The sequence below is a fragment of the Photobacterium satsumensis genome (assembly GCF_050336935.1).
GTDB lineage: Bacteria > Pseudomonadota > Gammaproteobacteria > Enterobacterales > Vibrionaceae > Photobacterium > Photobacterium satsumensis.
Genome location: NZ_JAKJSK010000006.1, coordinates 1,255,003 through 1,279,658 on the forward strand (window position 1 = coordinate 1,255,003; position 24,656 = coordinate 1,279,658).

Genomic DNA, 24,656 nt, shown 5'->3' on the forward strand with positions numbered 1-24,656 from the left:
CATTCCCAGCTAATGGTGACACATTAAAATCTCAGTAATCAGATAAAATATATTCATCACCTAAGGCAAGCATCAATAAAGTTGCATTATTTCAAATCAAAATAAGGGATGTAAAATGAAGCTAGAAACAAAGCAATTAAAGAACAAGCCAGAAAAGTTAATACTGTATCATTTCGTGGGGTGTCCATATTGTTCTATCGCTCGAGAACCGATTGATAGATTAGGCATTGATGTAGAACTTCGAGATACGATGAAAGACCCTCAATACAGAACTGAACTTATTAATGAACGGGGACGAGGCACAGTGCCGGTATTGAGAATCATCAATAGCAATGGTGAAGAAAAATGGATGCCTGAATCAAGAGATATTGTACGTTATTTAGAATGTCATTTTAACAGCTGATGATAGGCAACTAATAAACCATAGATGCTAATCATTTCACACATGGAAAGTCTACAAGTACACATTCATCGGAATGTACAACACAGATAATCAGAAAAACAAGAATTATAGTAGGTTCACATTAGTAATGTATATATCAAAATATCAAGTAATTAACTGAGAGGTATCACCATGAAAAAGCTAATCCCAACAATTATGCTAACTGCTATGTTTATCCCAAGCTTGGTTTCTGCTCAAATTCGTGTTACCGACACACATAATGGTGCATGGGTAAGCGTTTATGAGAATAACGAACCTGTACCGAATGCATCTGTAACAATTGCAAATGTACCACAAGTAAAGAAAAATTATATGACGGATTCAAAAGGTAAAGTATTTATTCCTCTTACGCTTGAAAGCTCTCGTTCTGTGAAATACAAAGCAACGACAGAAAATGGAAGCACATACTCACGCTATGCATTTCATTCGACAAACAAATAATAGATTTAACTTATCAAACTCAATGATAAACCACCATCGCGGTGGTTTATTTATTACAGTGACGATGAACTGCCCTCTCGAGCTTAACAAGGGCAATTAAGGCTGAGTCAAAATCGTACAAGCTCAGATTTTCTTCCAATTCATTCATCAGGCCTGAGAAGGGAATACAGTGAGGACTACCCTTCATCTCATCAAGTACTTCATCAGCCGTTGTATCATTACTCTCTAAACACTCTCGAAGCAGACTGATAAGCGACAATAGCTCAGAATACTCAACTTGATCATATCTAATATCTTGTGCTGATCGCCCCTGATTTAATCGAAGGCTATTACCCTTTTTTGCTGTACCATAATTCGGCTTAGGTGAGCTCGGTACTATCCACTTTGCCATAGTCTCGTACATCAACTCTATATTGAGAGGTTTTGAAATATGATCGTTCATACCAGCTTGTAGCGCTTTATCTTTATCTCCAACCATTGCATTTGCCGTCATTGCAAGAATCGGGATATTCTCAAACTGATTGATCTTACGTATTTCTCGTGTCGCTTGATAGCCGTCCATGACTGGCATTTGGCAATCCATCAATATGCAGTCAACATCTGCAATTGCATTGAGTATATCCAATGCCTGCTGCCCATTTTCGGCTACCACGACTTCCATTTCAGCTTGACGTAACAATTCCTTTGCTAATTCCTGATTAATTTCATTATCCTCAACTAACAACACTTTCATGCCAGCCAACTTCTTCATGACCTCATGGCTGGTAACAGCTCGCTTTAGTCTCAAGGGAGTGACATCAACCTGTTTACCGAAAGCATCACTGACCACTTCCAGCAAAGAGCTCGGTGTCACCGGTTTCGTTAAAATTGATTGTATCTGCAGACCACATTTATCAAGTTGATGTAGCATTTCGTCACGGCTATAAGCAGTACCCATGATAACTATCGGTGTTGAGCTTTGGTGATATTCCTGTAATCGTCGGACAATGCTGATACCATCATTCTCTGGCATTTTCCAATCAAGCAATACAAGATCAAAAGGCGTCGCTTGGCTCTCTTCACTTACAATCACATTTATAGCTTCGTGACTGTCACCCACTGACTCCACAACAAGCCCAAAGCTTTGTAGCATTGAAGTAATCACTTCAGAAGCACAAGGGTTATCATCGACAACCAATACGCGTAAACCTTTAAGTTCCTCAATGTGTAAAGCCCTCCTAGATAAGGCATTGCCCCCCATGCCTAATTTGACCACAAAGTGGAACGTCGCTCCTTGTCCTACCGTTGACTCTACCCAGATCCGACCGTCCATCATTTCTACAAGCTGCTTTGAGATCGCGAGACCTAAACCGGTCCCTCCATACTGTCGAGTTGTAGATGAGTCAGCTTGGCTAAAACTCTTAAATAACCTTTTAATTAACTCTTCATCAATCCCTATCCCACTGTCTTTCACCCAAAAGTGCAGCTCAATGCCATCGTTATTACGACTTTTCTCCTCAACACCAATCAATATTTCACCTTTATCAGTAAACTTGATAGCATTGTTTGCGAGGTTAATTAATATTTGTTTTAGACGCGTCTCATCACCAATCAAGTGCCTAGGTAAATCTAATTTCATAGAGAATATCAGCTCGACCCCTTTTTCTTCAGCAATTAAACCAATTAAATTAGCTGTATTATCAAAAATATCTTCTAATCTAAAACTTCTTTTCTCAATCTCTAGTTTGCCTGCTTCAATTTTAGAAAAGTCCAAAATATCATTAATGATACTCAATAAATTATCGGCGCTGCTGTGTACCTTCTCGATATAATTTCTCTGTTTTGGATCTAGATTAGTTTGTAGCGTTAAGTGACTCATGCCAATTATAGCGTTCATAGGGGTTCGAATTTCATGAGACATCACCGCTAAAAAATCGCTTTTTGCCCTATTGGCTTTATCCGCTTCGTCAATAAGTCTAAGTTGAGCTTGTTCTGCATTTTTCCTTTCACTAATATCACGAGAAAACGAGTTAAATATAAAACTGTCATCTTTCCTTATTGGTGTCATCGATATCTCAATGGGTATCTTTGTTCCATCTTTATGCCAAGCACTCATTTCTATTCGGTTATTATTAAGAAAACCCTGCCCTGTTTCTAGAAATTCATAAAACTGATTTAAATCCTCTTCAACTCCGATATCAATAATATCAAAAATTGATTTCCCCATTATTTCTTTTTCAGCCCAACCATAAGTAAGCCCTGCATTCTGATTCCACTCTAATATTCTCCCTTTACGATCAATCATTATAACTGCATCAAGAGCAGTAACAATCACCGTACGCATCATCTCTTCGCTCTGCTTTAGTTCACTGGTTCGAACTTTTACTTTCTCTTCTAGTTTATTTTTTTCTACAAATAATGCTTGCTCTAACACCAACTTGGATTTATATGTTTGTAAGTAATCCAGTATCAATCCGCAAAACGGTACAGCATAAGCGATTATCTTTAGAAAGTGAGCAATATTAAAATGGCTATCAAAAATAGCGACTGACCCAAACGCCATATGCAACTCAGTCATCACTTGTGGTATAAGGCTTAGCCAAAGTGCTTGCGTAAATAATGAAGGTTCACGGTGGTAGAGCTTTGGATAAAGCCAGAACCCACAAATTAGAAACAAACATAAAGGCCCAATATCCCATGGCCTTGTGATTAATGCATCAGGGTATATTGTTTGTGGCAACTCTGCTTGCGTCGCACAATACACCACAATGGCATATGCAATTACCCCGAAAGTTACACTGACACCAAGTACAAACGATAAACTGGCTTTTTGCTTTCCTCTGAGCAGTAGCAACGTCACCCCGGCCATGGTTATTGTTGCGTTGAACAACCTAGAGATAGCCCAGGTAAACGGAATAAAGTCTTGATTTGGCGCAGTTGCTGAAATGAGTCTGTCGGCAGCAAGCGTATGAAATATGTCTAGGCAACCTGCTGTAAATAAAGCGACACCGATGATGGGTGTTACCACATCTTTTTTTATTTGAAAGTGGACAAAAGCCAGAACAACGGTCACAACCGCGATACATATTGACGTCCACTCGAGCAAGGTATGTATAATGCTGCCAGACAAGACATAAAATAGATAATCTCGGATTTCAGGTGAGGATAACCCTTCGACTCGGGCAACATCTAATGATGCGTAGTTTGAGCTAAAATCGACACCCGCAATATGCAGCAAAAAAGGTAAGATCGAGATACTGATTATCGCCCATAGAAAATGGGGAGGAACCTTTGTTATTAACAGCTTCAACCCGCTACCCCTTATCTTTCCATCGGCGGAGCAATTCAATATTCATCGGTTGTGTAAACACATCATCAACGCCCAAATCCCTACCCTGCTGGTAATCAATTTCAAAGTCTTCATTAACGAGAAGGAATATCCGGATATGTTCTCCTTTCGAGCGCCTAAGATCTGCTGTGAACTCTTTAATCTTCTCTTTATTTTCTGTTGTCATGGTTATGAACACATATTTCGGATCATGGTTATTGCTCAGCGATGATATTGCTTTTAGATAATCGGGATAAAATACTACTCGGTAATTTTCTTTAAATTGGCTTATCAAATCGCGAGTTGACGGTGTCGGCTTCTCAATAAGGACGAGTGTTGGTTTTCCTTCAATTCCGCAAGAGGCGGCATGACTTGTAGTCGCATCACTCTTCTCTAACTGCTCCATAACAGACTGATTCGCAGATATCAGTTTACATTGTTGGATCAAATAATTAGAGAACAATTCAACTTCATCGACGTGAATAGAACTGGAGGATTTCAAGAACAGTTCGAGTCGTTTGGCTCTATTGCTTAAATCATCAATACCAAGATTACTTGCTGAGCCTTTTATTGCGTGAATGGCAGTAATCACCTCCTCAAGTGTCATCTCTTCAATGCTAATCCCTTGCTGATGTTTATCGACAAATCGGCAGAGCAATTGAATATATAAACCTTTATTATTAGCGCATCGTTTTAATGCTGATACTGAATCCACATTCGGAATAAGCAAATTACTCTGCGTCCCCTCTCCTTCTATCATTTTGTATCCTCTATCGCTTATTCAGTTATATGCAATGATTTAAGCTTGTAGTTTAAGTATAACCAAGCAACCGTAAATATAGTGCTTACGCAAAATAGAATTATTTAGCTTGTTTTTCATCAGCTTAGCAGTGAGCTGCTCTTTTTTTTTTGCTTTTTATATACTCAACGAATGTCACTCTCGATTGCACACACTACTTGCCACTTATCACACAAGCCTTGCCAAACTGAACACATACCCAGATGTGAACTCTCCATATACTGACTCCAACTTCAAAGCAAACAATTAAATTACTACTTGTAATAAATGAGGAAATCTACATGAGTACTTTCAATAAAAATCGTGTCGAAAAGTGGTTAGAAGAACATAATGCGCATGGTCTACCTGTTACAGGTTTTGACATTGAAATGGGCCGAACTGCAGTCGTCATTACTGACCCGCAAAATGATTTTCTACATCCCGATGGCGTTGCTTGGGGGGCTGTTGGTGAAAGTGTTGTGGAAAATAACACCGTAGAAAACCTTACTGCGCTGATGAACACAGCAATCGAAACAGATATGCCCTTGGTAATTAGTCCACACTACTATTTCCCAACCGATCACAACTGGAAATTTGAAGGCACACTTGAAAAGCTCATGCATGCTATCCACATGTTTGACCGTAAAGGCGCACTGGACGTCGAAGGGTTCGAAGGAAGTGGGGCTGACTGGTTGGAACCACTCAAACCCGCAATTAACCATAAAAATACCGTGATTTGTGGCCCTCATAAAGTTTACGGTCCTGAGAATAATGACCTAATTCTCCAACTACAGAAGCTAAAAGTAGAGAAAGTCATTCTCGCCGGTATGTCTGCAAACTTATGTGTTGAGTCACACTTGCGTGAATTGGTAGAGCGTGGGTTTGAAGTCGCTGTAGTGGCAGATGCCAGCGCTGCTGCAAAAGTTCCAGGTCTTGATGGCATGTTAGCAGCACTCACAAACTATCGAATGATTGCCAGCGATATTCTAACCACAGAACAGGCCGTCGCAAGTATGAAGGCGTCAGCTAAGCAATAAGTCAATTTGAATACATTGCATAGGTTACTACTCGCTCATAATAAATGCCATTACATCTTTGTATTGGCATTTTTATTTATTGATAAGAGAAACAACATCACACAAGGCTTACTCGATTTAACACATCAATTAACACGATTTAAAAATACAATGATTACAACTTTTGAAATAAAGCTTACTCCCTGGAGGATATTATGATGGAACTAAGTTTTGAATTTTGGTATTTGTTACCAATAGCAACTGTTATTTCAACGATAGCGATGTCAAGTGGTATCGGTGGCGCTGTTTTTTTCTCCCCTTTATTTATGCTAGCACTGAACTTAGATCCTAAAATTGCTATCGGTGCAGCATTGGCAACCGAACTGGCAGGCTTTAGCAGCGGGCTACTCGCCTATTACAAAGCTAAGCTGATTGATTTTAAACTCGCCAAGAACCTACTAATGTTCTCAATTCCAGCAGCGATAGTTGGTTCACAGTACGCCAGTCTCATTCCACCAATGGTATTAAAAGCAATTTTTGCCGTAGGGCTTCTATTTATTGGTACGCAGTTATTTTCAGCCTGGCGCAAAGAAGAGCGTGAGAAAAATGAGAAAATCACTAAAGACGAGTTCAGTCAAACCTATGAATCAGAGCTTATTGATAGCGAAGGAAAAGTATATCGATACACCGTATGTAACCCAGCCATAGGCAAAACGTTTTCTGCTATTGGCGGCGCATTTGTTGGTATGATTTCAGTTGGCTTAGCTGAATTGCAAGAATATCACCTCGTTGCTCGCTGCCGTGTTCCTACACCAGTCGCCGTTGCAACATCTATCTTTGTCGTCGTTCTGACTGTACTGACAGCGTCAGTTGGTCACTTTATTGAGTTTGCACATCATGGTGGTGATTCACTCAACCAGGTGGTTAATATCATTCTGTTTACTGTTCCAGGCGTCATCGTCGGTGGACAAATTGGGCCTAAATTACAGAAGTTAATCCCAGAAGACGTTATGAAAGTCTCTATTTCTATCGCTTTCTTAATTATCGGGGGATTTATGCTTTATACCTTAACTCTTTAAATAGACATACTGCATGAATACCAACAGGTCTTTACCTAGCATTCACACAACCAACGGTCACCTGATTAATAATATACTCCTCCCTTAATCAGGTGACTTCCATACTGCACTTCGAATAACCGACACTAACAAGCCTTATGACAGCTACATTTAGCTACCTCAACGAGTATTGCTAAAAGGGTCTATGAACGCTCAAACACCACAGATTTATCGTTAAACAGAAACACTCGCTTTTCAATATGATATTGAATAGCCCGCGCCAAGGTTAAGGATTCAACATCCATTCCTTTTCTTGCTAGATCTGCGGGGTAATAGGTATGGTTAACGGTTTCCATCCCTTGGGTAATAATCGGACCTTCATCCAGATCATCACTGACATAATGGGCTGTTGCTCCCACCATCTTCACCCCTTTGTTATACGCCTGATGATATGGCTTGGCCCCTTTAAATCCTGGCAACAAAGAATGATGGATATTGATGGCCTTGCCGGCCCAACGAACACACATCTCATGGGAGAGTACTTGCATATAGCGGGCAAGCACTAACAGCTCACAGCCAGTTTGCTCTAACACGGCCTGCACCTGTGCTTCTTGCTGTGGCTTGGTTTCTGCCGTGATCGGGAAATGATAATAAGGTATATCGTGCCACTGAACTAATGATTGCAGGTCAGGGTGATTGGAGATCACAGCTCGAATATCTACCGGAAGATTTCCCGTTCGGTAACGATACAGTAGATCATTCAGGCAGTGATCATATTTAGACACCATAATCACCACTTTTGGCCGGTACTCTGAAGGCGTGAGTTCCCACTCCATATCAAACTCTTCAGCACGCTTAGCAAAAGAAGAGCAAAACGAAACTTGATCAAGCTCTGTACGATCATCCAGGCGAAATACCGCACGGATAAAAAAGCGTTGGCTCAATGCATCATCAAATGAATTCAGTTCGGTGATATAGCAGCCAAACTCGCGCAGGAAACGGGTGACGACATCAACGGTTCCCGAGCGGCCAGTGCAACTTGCCGTCAAAATATAAGTCAAAGCTTGCTGGTTCATATCCTTATCCTTTTGAGTGCCCACTCCGGAAGCATGGCACATCCGTACTTTGGGTGCCGAATCAATGGCAGAATAATTTTGATGAAAGATCAGTTCAAAACACCTGATGCAAAAAAGCCATCGAGCGTTGTATTGTAAGTTGGTCAGAACAGGTATACCAAGTAAGAAAACTTGGAGCGGGCAGCGGGAATCGAACCCGCATCATCAGCTTGGAAGGCTGAGGTAATAGCCATTATACGATGCCCGCTTAGTAGGTATGGCTTGATAGCCAAAGGTGATATGCATCGAACAGTTGCTATATTGTCACAACTAACCGGGAAGAAAAGTGTTGATTTCCAACACGTGATCCTCATCACAAACAACCACGCCAAGTGCTTATTAAACAACCACATAGTGTCAGTATCACTCTACTGGTGACAATTCCCCTAAACAAAGGAGCCTGCTATTTAAGTGACAATAATCCACTATGCAATAAATGCATTGTCGCTAACTTATATGCATTTCACTTTAGAGAACAAAAAGAACAATGTGTTGGTGTCTTATCATCAATTAAAGGTACCCACCATGACCGACAATGTTTTTAAAACTCGTATTGAAGAAGATCTCCTTGGTAAGCGTGAAATCCCAGCAGATGCCTATTACGGTATCCACACGCTGCGTGCGTATGAGAACTTTAATATCTCGTCGACAAAGATTTCTGATGTACCTGAGTTTGTACGCGGCATGGTGTTTACCAAAAAAGCGGCTGCCAAGGCTAATATGGAACTTGGGACAATCCCTAGCGATGTTGGCGAGTACATTATCCAAGCCTGTGATCTGATTTTAGATACGGGTAAATGTATGGATCAGTTTATCTCTGATGTTTACCAAGGCGGCGCCGGCACTTCGGTTAACATGAACGCCAATGAAGTGATCGCCAACGTTGCACTTGAGCTCAAAGGCGATGACAAAGGTGAATACCACATTATCAACCCTAACGATCATGTGAACAAAAGCCAGTCAACCAACTGTGCCTACCCGACCGGGTTCCGTGTTGCCGTCTACAACAGCATCATCAAGATGATCAGCTCAATCGAATACCTACGTACCGCTTTCGACGCAAAGAGCGAAGAATACAATGACACCCTGAAAATGGGCCGTACCCAGCTGCAAGATGCTGTACCAATGACTGTTGGCCAGGAATTCCATGCCTTCAGCACCTTGCTAAAAGAAGAAGTGAAAAACCTGAAGTATGCTGCAGCCCTGCTGCTCGAAGTTAACCTCGGTGCAACAGCTATCGGTACCGGCCTGAACGCACCCGAAGGCTACCAGGAACTGGCTGTTAAATACCTTGCTGAAACTACAGGCCTGGCCTGCGTACCATCAGAAGACCTGATTGAAGCAACCTCTGACTGTGGTGCCTATATAACAGTCCACTCAGCGCTGAAACGCCTTGCTGTCAAACTATCTAAAGTGTGTAACGACCTACGCCTTCTTTCTTCGGGCCCTCGTGCAGGTCTTAACGAAATCAACCTACCAGAAATGCAGGCCGGCTCCTCCATTATGCCAGCCAAAGTCAATCCGGTGATCCCTGAAGTCGTTAACCAGGTTTGCTTCAAAGTTATCGGTAATGACACCACAGTAACTTTCGCGGCAGAAGCTGGTCAGCTGCAGCTCAATGTGATGGAGCCTGTGATTGGTCAAGCCGTTTTTGAATCGATTGAGCTCCTTGGCAATGCTTGTATTAACCTTGCAGATAAATGCATCAACGGTATTACCGTCAACAAAGAAGTCTGCGAGCAATTCGTCTTTAACTCAATCGGCATCGTCACCTACCTCAACCCATACATCGGTCACCACGAAGGCGACATCATCGGTAAAATCTGTGCCGAAACCGGTCGAAGCGTGAAAGATGTCGCCCTTGAGCGCAACTTGCTTGACGAAGAGCAGCTGAACGCAATCTTCTCGGTGAATAACCTAATGCACCCGGAATACAAAGCTAAACTGTATAACTAAGTAACGAAAAAGGGGCTGAAAGCCCCTTTTCAAATTATTGCTCATTAACTCAATACATGTGTCAGCCGACTATAAAAGTGAAAGCAAAATAAGAAATAGCCATTACAAACAACACTCTCGGTTATTTATCCAGCAAGCTTTTACCACTTAGTTCAGTTATTGGGCACATTTTACTTAATTCATTCCACATTGCTTCACAGGATGAATGTAATTTCGAATAGTAGCGGTAGACATACAAATCCAAGGGTACCGGCTCTCTCGCGGTCAGGATTTTCAACTGTCCAGAGGCTAACTCCTCTTTTATTGCATAATCAGGTAACCAGCTTATTCCCTTACCTTGTAAAACCAAGGCCTTAATAAAGTCTGTCATGGAAGAAGAACACACCGTATTGTTAGTCAATTTGCTCTTGGCACGGTGAAGCGCCCTTCCCATATAACTTTCCGGTGTATAATCCAAACAAGGGACATCATCGTTGTTTGTCAAATCGAACAATACATCTCCATTATCATCTACTGCAGAAACACAATACAAATAACTGCGGCCTAGATAAATTGAGCGATAGGGGGCAACTTGTAATCTATCTTCATAAAACGAAAACAAAAAATCACACTTGCCGTCTATCAGTAGCTCAACAGCGTCATCAACTTCGTTCGCGACTACAGATAAACGGGTGTTTAATTGAGGGTCAAGCAAGCATGAGTGTAGCTTTGGCAACAAGCTGATGGAGATAGAGTGAGCAGCGCTTAAACGTACCGTATGCCGTCCATCGAACGAGCTGCCGGCAAGACGATTTACTTCTTCATCTATCTGCTGAAGAATGGACAGTGCTGTTGTCTTAAACTGCTTACCGCAAAGGGTGAGCTCGATCGGTGTTTTGCTACGTTCAATTAACACCAAGCCTAACTCTGCCTCCAGTGATTTTATCCTGCGACTGAATGCCGGTTGAGTAACATTACGGACTGCTGCTGCATGGGAGAAATTTTTTAACTCAGCAAGAGTAAGAAAGTCTTGCAGCCATTTTGTCTCTATATTTTTCATTTATTTTTCTCAATAAACATCTATCTATGGCAATCGTCATCTCCTAACAACCCAACAAAATTACGGCTATCAGCAAGATAATGAGAAGTCACCTGCAGAAAGCTCTAAGGATTAATCAGCCATTAACATATGTCTATTAACTTGATCACAACCCGTGAATTTACCTTGATGCATTTTAATAACCAAGCCTTTTTTTTCTGCATTTCACAAGCCATGAGAATAATCATACCATCCAGTTGTAACATTAATAACACTGACTGATTTCTTATTTTAACAAATATATAGAATTAGACAGTTTAAAAATTATTCTAATTACTAATTATTTAACCAATAAATTTAACAATCCTACAAATCATTATATGAACTCTGTATCCTAATAAATAAAAAGGTCAACAAGATGAACTTAATTATTAAGTTATTGTGTGGAATATTCGCTGGTATTCTCATGGGCATGTTTGCCCCTGACGTTATAGTTCAAGCCCTGATTACAGCTAAATATTTAGTTAGCCAGTTAATTAAATTTACCATCCCCCTTCTTATCCTCTTCTATGTCACCAGTGGCATAGCCAGTCTCCCGAAAAACTCTGGCAAATTGCTGAGCAAAACCGTTGGATTAGCTTATCTATCAACGTTAGGAGCAGGTATCCTTGCCTTCTTGGTAGCAAAGAGTCTTTTCCCAGCCCTGCTCAGTGGTGCCGGTCAACTGCCTGAAGCCGAAACCGTTCTAACCCCATTCTTAGAGCTTCAGATTCCACCGATCATGAACATCATGACCGCATTGAGTGTAGCCTTCATTTTCGGCTTAGGAATTTCTAACACCGGTGCAGATAACCTCAAGAAAATCAGTGACCAAGGTCGTGATATCATCGAGCTGTTCCTCAACAAAGTTATGATTCCAGCTTTGCCGTTCTATATAGCTGGCGTGTTTGCTGATATGACCGTCAAGGGGACAGTATTCGCAACCCTACAAACTTTCAGCTTAGTACTGCTTGCTGTCGTCGCCATGCACTGGTTCTGGCTAAGTTTCCAGTTCGTCACTACGGGTGTCGCCCTGCAACGCTCACCGCTCAAAATCCTTCGTACGATGTTACCGGCCTATTTCACCGCTGTTGGTACCATGTCCTCAGCCGCAACGGTACCGGTTACCCTACAGCAGACAAAGCGCAACGGTGTATCTAACTCCATCGCCAACTTTGTTGTACCGCTGTGTGCCAATATCCACATGTCCGGTTCGGTAATCAGTATTGCCAGTGTTGCTGTCGCCGTCATTATCATGACCGGTGCCGGCCCAGTGCCAAGCCTGCTGGAAGCCCTGCCGTTCCTTGCCATGCTGGGTATTACGATGGTTGCGGCTCCGGGTGCGCCGGGCGGTGCAGTAATGGCGTCAGCCGGTCTGCTTGGTTCTATGCTTGGTTTCACCGAGGAGATGATTGCCCTGCAAATCGTACTTCACCTTGCCCAGGATAGCTTCGGTACTGCCTGTAACGTTACCGGCGACGGTGTTATTGCCCTGCTAATTGACAAGGTTTCCGACTCAGTCGAAGAGACCGGAGGCGAACTGATCCCAGCTGAAGAGATCGCCTAAAGCGAGTGCCACCTTCACGGGTAAATGCAGTAAAAGAGGCGTCACCAAATCTAAAAAAGCCAGCAAAATGCTGGCTTTTTCTTGAAATCAACAATGTTTTATTTCGAGGGGTACTCACCTGCTTTGTCTTTCGCTGAATCACCTGACACTTTCCAGTGTTCGCTCGGATCATACGCTTCATCACAGATATCCAATGTGAAGCCCATATCAACGATTTCTTTTAATGTGAGGTTATCGGCAAGCTTTGCAATATCACCTGACTTATTACGTAGTTCCATATCCGTCTACCTTCTAAACAAACGCCCTTTCACCACCTTAAATATAGTGGCCAAGCGCTCACTTGTCCTGCGAGTAGGAAAAAGGCCCGCAAATTGCGAGCCTGAACTAAGTCTTTAGACATGAAGTGATCAGCTAATCAACCCGTTAAGTGATAGCTGTTACATTAGCTGCCAAGGGCCACCAGCATTACCCGGCTGATCACCTTTAGTCCACCACTTCGCTTTGTATGTCTGACCGTTAAATGTGACTTGATCGCCACCTGAATAGGCTTTACTTGAGCTCCACTCGCCCACACTCCCGTCATCAAACGCTTCCCACGCAGAGCTTTGACCCGGCTCTTCACCTTTGGTCCACCATTTCGCAGTATATTTCACGCCATTGAACAGTACCGTATCACCGGCGTTATAGACCTTATTTGGATCCCACGTCGTTTGGCCACCGGTCGAGTCGGCTTGCACCGTCACAGCAATGGTCGCAATCTCACTGGCAATGCCGTCTGAAACAGTAACCGTCACATCAACAACAGTATCCACGGTAACGGTAGGTGCCACAAAAGTAATGTCAGCACCCGTTGCGGTTGTCACTACGGTACCGTCAGAAGAAGTGAAAGTCAGTAAGTCACCATCAGCATCTTCAGCTTGGACACTGATCACGACGCTCTGGCCGCTCTTCACTGTCGTATTCACCGGTGCAGTCAATACTGGCGGCGTATTGCCTACAACCCCGCTGCCTTTAACGTTAATGACAACAGTACTCGTGGCCGACTTACGTCCATCAGATACTTTGACCGTAACGGTATCTTGCGTGTCAGTGGCCGTGTTTGGTGCTTGATAAGTCACAGTCGCTGTCCCATCACCGTTATCAACTACTACTGCATTGGTCACGGTATAGCTCAATGGATCACTCTCTGCATCTGTTGCTGACACAGTAAAGCTCACCACGGCACCGGCATCTACATTCTGCGCACCAGGTACGGTCAATGCTGGCGCTGTGTTTACAATGCCACCACCGGCTGTGAATACCCTGTCAATAGCTTCAGCCAATGGTGAGCTCAGGTTAGTACACTGCTTAAGCTTGGTACCGTAACTAACAAAAGAGCCCTCGCACTTGATATCGCCGTGTACCTGCCAAACAATAACACCGCCAAGTTGGTTATCGACAATATACTGGGCTTTTTTCTCGATAGACGGCACATCGTCATAGCTAAGGAAGTACTTGCCCTTCACCGCGTAAGGAACTTCGGCATTGACATCCCACATGTGCTCCCAGCCAGCGGCCTGCATAATGTAGTTGTAATTTGGCTGCCCTTCGAACTCTTTCCAGTTATCGAGATCAACTGCTGACTCGGTTGGACCATCAACACTGAAGTTCACCGTCCGTTTGTCTGTTGGTGCCCCGACATACGCGGTTGCTTCCGTGGTTTGAACCCCGCGGCCATAGAAAGCTGCACCGAAGTTAATTTTATCTGACGGGATCCCTTTGGTTGCCATCCATGCACGAAGATGATCAAGGTCTAGATCCTGATATTCTTCTTCCGGGTATGGGTATAGCGGCGCGTTGTGTCCCGCAACATTAGACCAACCACCATTAAGGTCGTAGGTCATCATATTGAAGTAATCCATAGATGCGACCAAGCGTGGCCAATTGTAGCCTTCTAGTTTCCCGGTAGAGGCTGAAAAGGCTGCGGTAAGCAACTTATTCGGGCCAATACGCTCGCGGATATCTTCCATTAACAATTCAAAGTTACCGTAATCTTCCGGGTTACCCTGAAAGTTCATACCACCGGTTCCTGGGTATTCCCAGTCAATGTCTATACCATCAAAGCCCAATGCCATCAATTTATCGACATCAGCTAAGAAACGGGCTTTTTTCACCGGATCCGCCGCCATTTCAGGGAAGTGCTTGGACATACTCCACCCCCCAAGTGACGCCATCACTTTCACCCCCTTCTGGTGGGCAAGATCAATCAGGCCTGGTGCACCACCCGTTTTCTTGAGTGGGATCGGCATTTGCCCGACAACCCCGCTTGGCGTATGGAGCCAGCCATTGCCTGATTTAACAAATCCTTGCTCTTGAACTTTGCGCAGAGCATCCGCTTCCCAAGCTTCATTACCCGGGAACTGATGAATATACTCTAATTCGCCCCACAAAATATGGAAGTCCCAGCTAGAGTAAACATCCGGATGTAGCAGAGGGCCCGGCTCCTGCACGGCACTCGGTTGGTAGATATTTTTATTGCGCAAATCGCCACTGTGCAGCGAACCATCTTTGGCTACGCCGAAAAAAGAGAAGTTCAAAATAGAGTAAATATCCATATTGACGTTCAAGTGTGTGGCTTCCCCTTTCACACTGAACCCAGCATTCGTCCCTTTCCATGCTTCCCACTGAGTAATATAACCAATGACATTCTTGTCATGGGTTGGAGCGGCCTGGACATTTGAGGCCGTGCCCGCCACCAGCATGGCAGCCATCGCGCATGCCAACTTACTCAGCTGTAATCCCTTTTGCATTTTTGTTCTCCACATAATGGTTATTGGAAGTTTGAAGGCACATTTTTTTCGCCCTCAAAAAAGTCCCATTAAGTGTTAGCTATGTTTTTATGATTCGTGAAAGCGAAATGGCTCTTTTAATAACATTTTTAATGTCATTTCAAACCAATATGAAATGGTCATGCAAGATAACAGAAAAACATCGATAACCGTTCAAATTTTGACCAAATCAAAAACCATTCAATGATAGAAAGGTATGTTATGGCTGATTGAAGTGGCTAAAGATCAAAGTCCAATCAATTATCTACCGTCTTCTGTTCCATCCTCACAATTAACCGCTAAGATATATGCATTCCATACCGCTTGAGGCATCGCACGTTAGCGTGACCAATAGAATTACAAAAGGGACTAGCAATGATTAAAGCAGCAACAAATCAATCTCAGGGTATGCTGTTATTTAAACTGACCCATCTGCAGTCTTTTGCCATAGGGACACTCAAGGTAAAAGAAATTGTTCCTTATACCCCGTTAACCGCTATCCCTCATTCGCACCCGACAGTCTTGGGTGCTGCTACCTTACGCGGCGATACCCTACCTGTTATTGATATGGCAAAGGCCGTAGGCTATCCCCCGCTTTCTAAAGATGAGCTCAAAAACAGCTATATCATCATTACCGATTGCCGTCGTATGTTAGTCGGTTTCCTTGTACGGGGCATTGATCGTATTACCGAGTGTAACTGGCACAACATTGACGCGCCGCCAAGCGCTCTGGGCAAGAATGTGTTCGTCACAGGGGTGACCAAAGTTGATGATAAATTGGTCCAACTGCTAGACGTAGAGCTACTTCTATCGAAGGTGTTTCCGGACAACCCAGATAGCCTACAGCCCATTTTGACCGATGTGGAACGCGAAGTATTAAGACCACTGAAGATCCTGCTGGTTGATGACTCAGCGGTTGCAAGACGCCAGTTATCTCAGGCCCTCGACAGTATTTCCATCCCCTACTTTATTGCGACGAATGGCCATGATGCACTTGAGATGCTCAAGCATGCAGCAGGAGCCGGCACGCCATTTGACATTCTAGTCAGTGACATCGAAATGCCTGGGCTTGATGGTTATGAACTTGCTTTTGAAGTACAAAACACAACACAGCTATCCCATGCATACATTATTTTGCATACCTCACTTTCAAGCGAGATCAGTGTATCGCAAGCACATCAGGTCGGCGCGCATGAAGCGCTGACGAAATTTGAAGCCAATGAGCTGATCCATGCCATGCTACGAGGTGCTGAAAAGATAAACAGTATTTCGACGGTATAAGTGCCTAAACTTCAATACACAAATGTGAGCAAACGTTTCTCTAGTAAAGCCAAGCAAATACTGCTTGGCTTTTTTATTTCTTGATTGACCTCTTGGACTATAAAAATCAAAAAATTTGAAATTAATCACACTTACTGCGTTCTTTATTCCCTATTAAGCTAGCTTTAGATCTAGTCATTCTGATTAGGAGGCACTATGGGCGACTCATTAATTTTCGGCATTAATTTTCTATCAGGGCTATTCATTATATTTCTTGGACTCGGGGTGTTAGCGGTGATCTATATGTACATCACTGACATTCGCCAGCACAAACATGCTATCAGACATAACTACCCTGTGATTGGCCGCTTCCGCTATTTATTCGAGAAACAAGGTGAGTTCTTTCGCCAGTATTTTTTTGCTATGGATCGCGAAGAAATGCCCTTTAACCGTGCAGAAAGGAGTTGGGTGTACAAAGCCGCCAAGAACGTTGACCGTACTCTAGCGTTCGGTTCAACTCGAAGTCTTGAACCGACCGGTACCATCATGTTCATGAACTGTGCCTTTCCAACACTGGAAGAAGATGCCGTTGCCCCCGCCCCGATAACCATAGGTCCGAACTGCCGTATTCCCTATACCACAGCTTCAATTTTTAATATTTCTGGTATGAGCTACGGCGCTATCTCCAAACCTGCAGTCCAAGCATTATCACACGGCGCTAAAATAGCGGGTTGTTGGATGAATACTGGAGAAGGTGGTTTGAGTCCTTATCACTTAGAAGGTGGTGCTGACATTGTTTACCAGATCGGTACAGCCAAATACGGTGTTAGGAACGCAGAAGGCCACCTCAGCAAGGAGAAGCTCGAAGAAGTCGCCGCTCACCCTCAGGTCAAGATGTTTGAAATCAAAATGAGCCAAGGAGCTAAACCCGGCAAAGGTGGAATATTACCTGGCGGCAAAGTGACAGCAGAAATTGCCAAAATTCGAGGTATTCCCGAAGGACAGGACTCTATCAGCCCTAACGGACATATCGATATCCGCACTGTTGGGGATTTACTGGATATGATTGATTTCATCCGGCAGACCACAGGTAAACCGGTCGGGTTTAAATCCGTTATCGGCTCGTTAACCTGGTTTGATGAATTCTTAGAAGAGATTGAGCGCCGGGGGAAAGACAGTGCTCCTGACTTTATTACCATCGACAGTGCAGATGGTGGTACAGGGGCAGCGCCTCAGCCGCTTATCGACTATGTTGGCCTGCCACTGAAAGAGAGTTTACCGCTTGTTGTCGCCAGACTGGAGAGACACCAGCTAAAAGATCACATAAAAGTCATTGCTTCTGGAAAACTGATCACACCATCCAAAGTGGCCTGGGCCATTGCACTCGGTGCAGACTTTGTCGTTTCAGCCCGAGGTCATATGTTCGCCCTTGGTTGCATCCAGGCGCTGCAATGCAACAAAAATACCTGCCCGACCGGCATCACGACACACAACAAGCGACTACAGCAAGGGCTCCATGTAGAAGACAAAACCCAGCGGGTCGCTAATTACAATAAATATGTTCATTACGGTTTAGGGGTTATCGCCCACTCGTGCGGTGTCACCAACGCTAGATTACTGAATAAATCACACATACGGATAGTGACAGAGAACGGTTTATCCATCGCACTGGATAAGCTTTATGAGAATCATCAATAGCCGGTGCCGTTAACAAACACGCAATAAGGTAGATAAAAAAACGACGTTTTCATTAAATTCAATGAGTAAAAAACCATCAAATGAAAATTTATTCTTTACAACCGCCAAAATTGAACGGTGTTTTAATATACTTTTAGCAACCAGCGCCTTTGGAAGTACTCAAAGGCGTATTTTCTACTGTTTTTTACCTTAAGCTGACATTCCCTAACAGAAGCGATGTCAAAGTACCCCCACTGACTGACTACTTATTATTGAATCATGATTTCGCGCACCCTTGCAGCTATTGCATTACTGACAGCATCCGCATTCTCTTACGCTTCCCCAGAGCTGCTTGCCCCTATTGAAGTCCATAACATACAACTTAATGCTGTAGAAACGCTCATCATCGATGGTGATATCAATGACAGCCTACAGTTACTGGTAGATAACTCGCTGAAGAATAAAAGCAGTGATTTCTACGTTATTGATGAAATATCAGAAGATACCTTCAACAATACCCTGACAGTTGTGATTACCCTGTACAACCAACCGATGTCGCTTCTTACTGAGGACTGGTCTCTAAGTTAAAGGCGCACCTCTCGCTGCGGTTACTCAACAACAACTCAGTTACCATCACCCATATCAAAAACAGCGCCACAGAGGCGCTGTTTATAGATTACTCATACTAAGCCGACCGTCAGGAAACAGGCACCGGCGCATGCTGCTCTAGCTTCTGCTTCAAAATCTGCAAAGAAACGGGCTTAGACACAAAATCATTCATTCCTGCGGCAAAACATTTATCTTTTTCTTCTTTCACTACATTCGCCGTAAGCGCAATAATCGGTGTAAAGCCCCCGGTCTGCTTTTCTATTTCACGAATTTGACGGGTCGCTTCGAAACCATCCATCACTGGCATTTGGCAATCCATGAAAATCACATCAAAGTACTTTTCCTGATAGATAGATACAGCAAGTTGACCGTTCTCGACAATTTCGACAACGGCTCCGGCTTTCTCCAACATCATCTTTGCCACTTTCTGATTGATCAACGTATCTTCAACCACCAGAACCTTTATTGCTGCCTCGACTTGCTGCGAGTTACTTTTCCCCTCTACGATTTCTTTTGCCTTCTCCAGCCTCTCAGTACTCTTTTCATCTTCACGCGGCTCTGGATCACTCTTCAATAACGGTTCTTTAACAGCCTCTTCTACGGCTAGCCTTATCGCATCTTGTGGTTGAGCGCTATCACGCTCCTTCTCTGGGTTAGGTGATACCGACTCTAGTATCTTTTCCTTACCAGTAAGATCAGGTTGTGGCGAAACCAATTTCAATATCGCCCACTTCAAATGCGCATCTTTATATGGCCGGGTCAGGAAAGACTTAATACCTAGGCTGAGCGTTTTCTCTTCATCATTCATTTCTGGCGCAGCCGAAATCATCATTAACTTGGGACAGTTTGCCCCAAAATGCCGCTGTAGCAGCTTGGCTAATTCAAAGCCATCGAGGAGTGGCATAAACTTATCAATGATCACCACATCAAAACATTGTCCCTGCGCCATCGCTTTTTCAGCCATCGGAATTGCCATATTCGGATCGATACAACTTACCGCCTTTGCACCAAAGGCTTCAAGTTGTACCGTTGTAATCCGCATATTCAACATACTGTCATCGACCAACAGAATGTTAAGCCCTCTAAGAATTGAACGCTCTTCCAGCGGGATAGTCGTTTTTTCTTTCGGTAATTCAAGAACAAAGTAAAAGGTACTGCCTTTACCCGGTTCACTGTCAACAACGACTTCTCCCCCCATCATCTTGACCATTTCTCGGCAAATCGCCAATCCTAGGCCAGTGCCACCATATTGTCTGGTGGTACTGCCGTCTGCCTGCTGGAATTTTTCAAAAATAGTGGCCTGCTTATCCTTAGCAACCCCTATACCGCTGTCAGAAACCGACAATTTAACCTTGCAAGTGTCTTCTGTACTTTCCAAATGCTCAATAGAAAGAGTAACCTGGCCTTTATCGGTAAATTTAATCGCGTTGCTAACTAGGTTATTTAAGATTTGCCTTAATTTTGCCCCATCTCCCATCAACATCGGACTCACTGTTTTCTCCACAGAGCAAGAGAAGTTAAGGCCCTTTTCTGCCGCCTTAACTATAAACAATGACTCAACCTCCTTGTTCACTTCAAACAAGTTAAGGGGGACAGATTCCAATTCAAGTTGGCCGGCTTCGATTTTAGAGAAGTCGAGAATATCGTTGATTAAATCGAGCAGCGATAGCGAAGAGGTGTGCAGCATATTGATATATTCTTTTTGGTCTGCCGGCATCTCCATTTCACGCATTAAGCCCGATAATCCGATAATGCCATTCATCGGGGTACGGATTTCATGGCTCATATTGGCAAGGAACTCACTCTTCTTGAGATTCGCCTGCTCGGCAATTTTCCGCGCCTCAACCAGTTCACCGTAATGATATCGGATATGCTCTGCTGAACGGTTATATTGTTTTGCTAATGTGGTGATTTCATCATCAAACCACCGCTCAGAAAGGTTGACCGGCAACGGGACGTTTTGATCGTCAAATTTTGTCACCGCAACGGACATCTTTGTCAGAGGCTTAACGACCAACCGGTAGGCGATAAGCAAGATACAAACGGAAATAAAGAAGATCTGCAGGCTATGGCCGAATAGCAACAACAGGAAAGTGTCATAAAGGTTTTGGTAGACGGGTTTAAGGTCAGCTTGAACGACCATGGTTCCCAGCATAAATTCTTTTTTTAATGCTTGATGGGTCAGCGGCCACTGTTGCTCTACCACGTTTTCCGTCAGCGGTTCACCGAGCTCTAAGATCAACTGTTCATCGTCGAATATTTTGACAAACGTGATTGAGGGCAAGCTCAACACCCCTTCAGCCTGTGTAAGCAATAGCTCTCTATCTTCTACCCACAGGCTGGACGTTAGGCTGGATTGATAGCTGTGTTGGATTTGGGTAAAGCGGCTGTCTATATCTTTCAGATCACCTTTATATTCTAGATATAGACTCAGTGTTGTTGACAACAGCGTAAATAAAGAGCTCAACAGGATAATCAGAAACAGTAATTGCTTAGCCAAACTAAGCTGACGATTTTTTTTTAGCGGTCTTGTCACGTCCTTCATCCTTAAACTCGCATCTTCCAATTCCTCTACTAACCTAATAATAGACCTTCAAAACGGAATATTTAGACAAGGACAAAAAATGAAGAAAAAAACACTATTCTCATTAAGCTTCGTGCTAAGTCTCCCGCTATACGCTATCAATACCCACGCCGAACCTGTCAATTACTATGTGATCGCTAAACAAGCCGAACCATTCCAAATTGAAAACGGCAACTCCCATCAAGGAATTGTGACCGATATCGTAAAAGCGGTTTTTGAAGAAAGCCAATACACCATCCAATACCATACTTATCCGTTCAACCGTATGATCACCTTACTTGAGACCGGTGGAGAGGCTAACTGGATTACTTATGGCAGCCCTAACTGGGGTGGCGTCCAAGCCGAAAACCTATCAGACACCCCCATATACAATGTCCACCACGTATTAATCAGCAGCAACAGCAGCCCTTTCAATTTCAACACTATGCAAGACCTGCAAGAAAAAGTCGTGGTCTTACTGCATGGTTTTGACTATCCCGAGCTAATACCCTATATCGAAAAAGGGGCTGTCGATGAGCTCAGAGTAAAAGACTATAGCGCAGCTTTCCGTGTCATCAATAAACTGCCTGGTGATACTGCCTTTGTCGAAATGGAATCACGAATTAAATACAACCTAAACAAGCAGAATAAAGACAAGAATGACTTTACGCTGCAATCATTTAATACCGTTATTCCCGACTACCCTATTTATTTGGCTTTTGACCCAAAAATGGATCCAGAGTTACAAAAGTTCATCAACCAGCGACTAAACACGTTAAAGTCAACTGGGAAAATTGACAGCATTGCTGATGATTATCTATAAAATTTAACCAGCAACTAAAAAGCCATCTGTTTAGATGGCTTTTTATTTATAACTCGTAATACAATTAAAAAAGTCTACTTAATAAACGATTCATCAAACATGTGGCCAAGTTTGCTAGCTTTAGTTTTCAAATATCCGTGGTTATGTGGGTTATTCCCTTCTTGCAGAGCAACGCGCTCAGAAACATTAATTCCGGCACTCTTCAGCGCTTTCATTTTTCTTGGATTATTCGTCATCAGCTTAACTGACTCAATATTTAAAAAGCTAAGCATTCCTTTACAGAAAGAATAATCTCTCATATCTGCAGCAAAGCCAAGAGCCTCATTCGCTTCAACCGTATCAGCTCCTTCATCTTGAAGGTGATAGGCGCGTATTTTATTAATCAGCCCGATGCCACGGCCTTCCTGGCGTAAGTAAAATAACACACCACTTCCAGCCTGGACGATGTTCTCCATAGCCCTTGATAATTGGAACCCACAATCACATCGGGCGCTAAACAGAGCATCGCCGGTCAGACACTCTGAATGAAGGCGGATCAACGGTGGCTCGCCGTTTTTAAGCTCACCATAAACAAGTGCAAGGTGCTCTTTTCCTGTTGCTTGCTCTACGAACCCATACATCCGGAAGGTGCCCCACTGGGTGGGAAGCTTTGCACTATCAACAAAATGAACGAAGTTAAAAGGCTCTATTTCAGCGAAGTGATCCCTCACTTCCATCAAAATTTTACCCAGTTCATTTTGCCCTTTGCCATCACCACCATCCCCCCAGTAACTGTCTTTGTGGGAGTGCTCTGTCAGTAACTTATCACCGGTACTAACCAGTAAATGTGTAAAATAAGGGTTCTGCCTGAACTTCTCAAATACAATGTAACGCATCACGGAATGGCGTACATCCATCCAGTCAGATTTCACTAATTGAGCATATTCACGACTTAATCGGAATGCTTCATCTGGGGTTGGTGCGTGTAATATTTGATGTTGAATGGCTGGGTCAATAAATTTTTGTGCTTGGTAGTAATGTTCGCTAGTGGGCCAAGTCACATCGCTTAACTGGATAGGGCTGTCGGCAAAATTAGATAAAAATCCATAGTCTTCGTTGGGTTCATAAAACTGAATTTCTTCAATCATTCATTGCACTCCTAATAAATGAACAATTACAACTGATAATATTGTAATGCCTCCTTTTGCGTACAATTAAGTATAGTGAAAGTATGGGAACCACAACAAAAAAGTTAAACTATTTTGCTCGTGGATTTCAACGATAATGCTAAAGTCATTTTAATTTAGTGAGTTACAGATGAGTTATTGTTCATAATTTAACATCATTCACCTTAAAACAGTCTTAATTTTAAGACTGCTGACTAGCAATGTAGTCATATGAAGAAATGAAAACGGTCATAATTCAGGTTGTATAATAAGATTAAGAAATAAAATTCATCAGTTAAAAAACGGCACCATGAATAATTCATCGTGCCGTTTTAATAATTTTTGTCATACCCAAAACTGGGTACGAATATTATTCGCTTTCAGGTGCTGTGCGTTTACCGGTCATAAACTCTTCAAGCACTTCAGGTGTCAATTCACCTGCTTCTTCTAAACGCTTTAGCTCTTCAACAATGCGCTTTTGCTCGTCAATCGAAGGGATCGCCAATTCAGGCTCTTGTTCGATATCGTCTGGAATAGAAATATTGTCTAGCATCATTTCACTCTTGTTTTGCAGTACCTACATTCAAACTGATGGCAGTATACATGATTTGCAACAAGAAATATTGATCAAGATACATCAACTAAACTGGCCAATAACCAGCTCAGTTTCCACCAACACCTCGTAGTCATGGTCATGCTTGTGAATCACATGCAGCTCCACTTCTCCTAGTTTAGGGTGCTTGAAGTGATAGTGGCCATCTGGAAAGTGGGTACTGCCATCACCTTGAAAGGTGATCACGAAGTGCTCAATAAACCGGCCGAAATCATCGAAGCCATGTCTGGGTTGCTGCGTGACCTCGCTGACCGTAAATTCTGCCTCATGGCCGGATTGATCAAAAACCTTGACCTGCTCACCAACCAACTTTTGTACATTTTCCATCGACATTGGATTTTTAGACATAGTGTTAGCCTCTTTCACAGACACTCTACTGTCTATAAGCGTAAACCACGAACGCTAAAAACCACAAAGGGCGC

The 24,656-nt window shown here is 43.1% G+C and carries 20 protein-coding genes and 1 tRNA gene; 10 read left to right on the forward strand and 11 right to left on the reverse strand.

Annotated elements, in window-relative coordinates; translation table 11 throughout:
* Positions 1-115: 115 nt before the first annotated feature.
* Positions 116-403, forward strand: coding sequence for a glutaredoxin family protein (locus L4D79_RS05870; RefSeq protein ID WP_428648643.1), 288 nt, complete (start codon positions 116-118; stop codon positions 401-403).
* 171 nt (positions 404-574) lie between these two features.
* On the forward strand, positions 575-883 hold the full coding sequence (locus tag L4D79_RS05875; RefSeq protein ID WP_428648646.1) for a hypothetical protein: 309 nt from the start codon (positions 575-577) through the stop codon (positions 881-883).
* Positions 884-929: 46 nt separating this feature from the next.
* Here the strand turns inward: L4D79_RS05875 and L4D79_RS05880 are convergent, their stop codons facing one another.
* Both L4D79_RS05880 and L4D79_RS05885 read right to left on the reverse strand, forming a co-directional pair.
* Positions 930-4,172: a response regulator gene (locus L4D79_RS05880; protein ID WP_428648649.1), complete on the reverse strand. Its 3,243-nt coding sequence runs from the start codon at positions 4,170-4,172 to the stop codon at positions 930-932.
* Between the two features lie 4 nt (positions 4,173-4,176).
* Positions 4,177-4,950: an Hpt domain-containing protein gene (locus L4D79_RS05885; RefSeq protein ID WP_428648652.1), complete on the reverse strand. Its 774-nt coding sequence runs from the start codon at positions 4,948-4,950 to the stop codon at positions 4,177-4,179.
* A 320-nt stretch (positions 4,951-5,270) separates the two neighbouring features.
* On the opposite strand from L4D79_RS05885, the gene L4D79_RS05890 reads away from it, so the two are divergent.
* Together L4D79_RS05890 and L4D79_RS05895 are read left to right on the forward strand one after the other, a co-directional pair.
* Complete coding sequence (locus L4D79_RS05890) at positions 5,271-6,005, forward strand: isochorismatase family protein (RefSeq protein WP_428648655.1); 735 nt, start codon at positions 5,271-5,273, stop codon at positions 6,003-6,005.
* 194 nt (positions 6,006-6,199) lie between these two features.
* Complete coding sequence (locus tag L4D79_RS05895; RefSeq protein ID WP_428648658.1) at positions 6,200-7,063, forward strand: sulfite exporter TauE/SafE family protein; 864 nt, start codon at positions 6,200-6,202, stop codon at positions 7,061-7,063.
* Between the two features lie 182 nt (positions 7,064-7,245).
* Here the strand turns inward: L4D79_RS05895 and purU are convergent, their stop codons facing one another.
* Together purU and L4D79_RS05905 are read right to left on the reverse strand one after the other, a co-directional pair.
* Positions 7,246-8,118: a formyltetrahydrofolate deformylase gene (gene purU / locus L4D79_RS05900; RefSeq protein ID WP_428648661.1), complete on the reverse strand. Its 873-nt coding sequence runs from the start codon at positions 8,116-8,118 to the stop codon at positions 7,246-7,248.
* Between the two features lie 172 nt (positions 8,119-8,290).
* Positions 8,291-8,365 (reverse strand) — tRNA-Gly (locus tag L4D79_RS05905).
* A gap of 317 nt (positions 8,366-8,682) precedes the next feature.
* Between L4D79_RS05905 and aspA the strand changes: the two genes are divergently transcribed.
* Complete coding sequence (gene aspA, locus L4D79_RS05910) at positions 8,683-10,113, forward strand: aspartate ammonia-lyase (RefSeq protein WP_428648663.1); 1,431 nt, start codon at positions 8,683-8,685, stop codon at positions 10,111-10,113.
* A 121-nt stretch (positions 10,114-10,234) separates the two neighbouring features.
* On the opposite strand, the gene L4D79_RS05915 is transcribed toward aspA, so the two are convergent.
* Positions 10,235-11,152, reverse strand: a complete 918-nt coding sequence (locus L4D79_RS05915) for a LysR substrate-binding domain-containing protein (protein ID WP_428648666.1) — start codon at positions 11,150-11,152, stop codon at positions 10,235-10,237.
* A 397-nt stretch (positions 11,153-11,549) separates the two neighbouring features.
* On the opposite strand from L4D79_RS05915, the gene L4D79_RS05920 reads away from it, so the two are divergent.
* Positions 11,550-12,737 carry a dicarboxylate/amino acid:cation symporter gene (locus L4D79_RS05920; protein WP_428648669.1) on the forward strand — a complete coding sequence of 396 codons (1,188 nt, stop codon included), beginning with the start codon at positions 11,550-11,552 and terminating at the stop codon, positions 12,735-12,737.
* A gap of 98 nt (positions 12,738-12,835) precedes the next feature.
* Here the strand turns inward: L4D79_RS05920 and L4D79_RS05925 are convergent, their stop codons facing one another.
* Both L4D79_RS05925 and L4D79_RS05930 read right to left on the reverse strand, forming a co-directional pair.
* On the reverse strand, positions 12,836-13,015 hold the full coding sequence (locus L4D79_RS05925) for a hypothetical protein (protein ID WP_428648671.1): 180 nt from the start codon (positions 13,013-13,015) through the stop codon (positions 12,836-12,838).
* Between the two features lie 159 nt (positions 13,016-13,174).
* Positions 13,175-15,526: a glycosyl hydrolase family 18 protein gene (locus L4D79_RS05930; RefSeq protein ID WP_428648674.1), complete on the reverse strand. Its 2,352-nt coding sequence runs from the start codon at positions 15,524-15,526 to the stop codon at positions 13,175-13,177.
* Positions 15,527-15,919: 393 nt separating this feature from the next.
* Here L4D79_RS05930 and L4D79_RS05935 point away from each other — a divergent pair, with 393 nt between their 5' ends.
* The 3 genes from L4D79_RS05935 to L4D79_RS05945 all read left to right on the forward strand — a co-directional run bounded on the left by L4D79_RS05935 (position 15,920) and on the right by L4D79_RS05945 (position 19,069).
* A complete protein-coding gene (locus L4D79_RS05935; protein ID WP_428648676.1) occupies positions 15,920-16,825 on the forward strand; it encodes a chemotaxis protein in 906 nt (301 codons plus the stop codon).
* A gap of 195 nt (positions 16,826-17,020) precedes the next feature.
* A complete protein-coding gene (locus tag L4D79_RS05940) occupies positions 17,021-18,502 on the forward strand; it encodes an FMN-binding glutamate synthase family protein (RefSeq protein ID WP_428648678.1) in 1,482 nt (493 codons plus the stop codon).
* Between the two features lie 258 nt (positions 18,503-18,760).
* A complete protein-coding gene (locus L4D79_RS05945) occupies positions 18,761-19,069 on the forward strand; it encodes a hypothetical protein (protein ID WP_428648681.1) in 309 nt (102 codons plus the stop codon).
* A gap of 109 nt (positions 19,070-19,178) precedes the next feature.
* On the opposite strand, the gene L4D79_RS05950 is transcribed toward L4D79_RS05945, so the two are convergent.
* A complete protein-coding gene (locus L4D79_RS05950; RefSeq protein WP_428648683.1) occupies positions 19,179-21,635 on the reverse strand; it encodes a response regulator in 2,457 nt (818 codons plus the stop codon).
* Positions 21,636-21,714: 79 nt separating this feature from the next.
* Here L4D79_RS05950 and L4D79_RS05955 point away from each other — a divergent pair, with 79 nt between their 5' ends.
* Positions 21,715-22,476, forward strand: coding sequence for a substrate-binding periplasmic protein (locus L4D79_RS05955; protein ID WP_428648685.1), 762 nt, complete (start codon positions 21,715-21,717; stop codon positions 22,474-22,476).
* Positions 22,477-22,550: 74 nt separating this feature from the next.
* On the opposite strand, the gene ribA is transcribed toward L4D79_RS05955, so the two are convergent.
* The 3 genes from ribA to L4D79_RS05970 all read right to left on the reverse strand — a co-directional run bounded on the left by ribA (position 22,551) and on the right by L4D79_RS05970 (position 24,582).
* Positions 22,551-23,603, reverse strand: coding sequence for a GTP cyclohydrolase II (ribA, locus tag L4D79_RS05960; protein ID WP_428648688.1), 1,053 nt, complete (start codon positions 23,601-23,603; stop codon positions 22,551-22,553).
* 388 nt (positions 23,604-23,991) lie between these two features.
* The gene (locus L4D79_RS05965) at positions 23,992-24,174 is read right to left on the reverse strand and encodes a restriction endonuclease subunit S domain-containing protein (protein WP_428648691.1); all 183 of its coding nucleotides are present in this window, start codon (positions 24,172-24,174) and stop codon (positions 23,992-23,994) included.
* Between the two features lie 84 nt (positions 24,175-24,258).
* Positions 24,259-24,582, reverse strand: coding sequence for a DUF6916 family protein (locus tag L4D79_RS05970; protein ID WP_428648693.1), 324 nt, complete (start codon positions 24,580-24,582; stop codon positions 24,259-24,261).
* Between the last annotated feature and the right edge of the window lie 74 nt (positions 24,583-24,656).